This is a genomic window from Allokutzneria sp. NRRL B-24872 (assembly GCF_002155965.1).
GTDB lineage: Bacteria > Actinomycetota > Actinomycetes > Mycobacteriales > Pseudonocardiaceae > Allokutzneria.
In genome coordinates this window covers 1-742 of record NZ_MUMH01000122.1, presented here as the reverse complement: position 1 = coordinate 742, position 742 = coordinate 1, and the positions used below count along the sequence as shown (strand labels likewise).

Here is a 742-nt window from a genome sequence, read left to right as displayed (position 1 = left end):
CCGCGAGTTGGCCGGGGTGCGGGCGGGGCTGCGCCTGCGCACGGTGGAGCACAGCGACAACATCACCTGTTCGGTGGAAGAGGCGCGAGCCGTGGTGGAGATCGTGTCCACGGTGGTCGGCCGCACCTGGACAGACGGCGAGCCGCGCCCGCTGACCTCGGCTGACGTGATGGTGGTGGCGCCGTACAACCTCCAGGTCCGCGTGGTGCGGCGGGAGCTGGAGGCGGCGGGGCACGGTGACGTGCGGGTGGGGACGGTGGACCGCTTCCAGGGCCAGGAGGCCCCGGTGGTGATCGCGACGATGACCTCCTCCACGGCGGCGGACCTGCCACGTGGATTGGATTTCCTGCTCTCGCGCAATCGGTTGAACGTGGCGCTTTCCCGGGCCCAGGCGGTCGCGGTGCTCGTCTGCTCACCGCGCCTGGTCGAGGCGGACATCCGCACGGTGGACCAGATGCGGTTGATCTCCGGGATGCTCGGCCTGATGTCCAATACCACCTCCTGGCCGGACACCAATTCCCCGAAAGAGTGATCCGACGGCATTATGACCAGGACCGCGCAATGCAAACGTTGCGCTATTCCCGATAGCCGAGAGCGAGCGATTGCATTCGCCGCCGCACAAAAGAAAGAGCCCCTTCCGCGGGTTCGCGGAGGGGGCTCGGGCACGAGCGGGGGCCGTCAGGAGGACGGCGGCCAGGTGGCGGCACAGGGGCGGCGGGTGGCGGGCTCGGGCGCGAGCGGG

Annotated in this window: 1 protein-coding gene; it reads left to right on the top strand. The window is 69.7% G+C overall.

Features of this window, described 5'->3' with window-relative positions:
- Window positions 1-532, top strand: a 532-nt coding sequence (locus CCN37_RS41685) for an AAA domain-containing protein (protein ID WP_246843357.1), incomplete at its 5' end; no start/stop codon positions are given.
- Window positions 533-742: the final 210 nt, after the last annotated feature.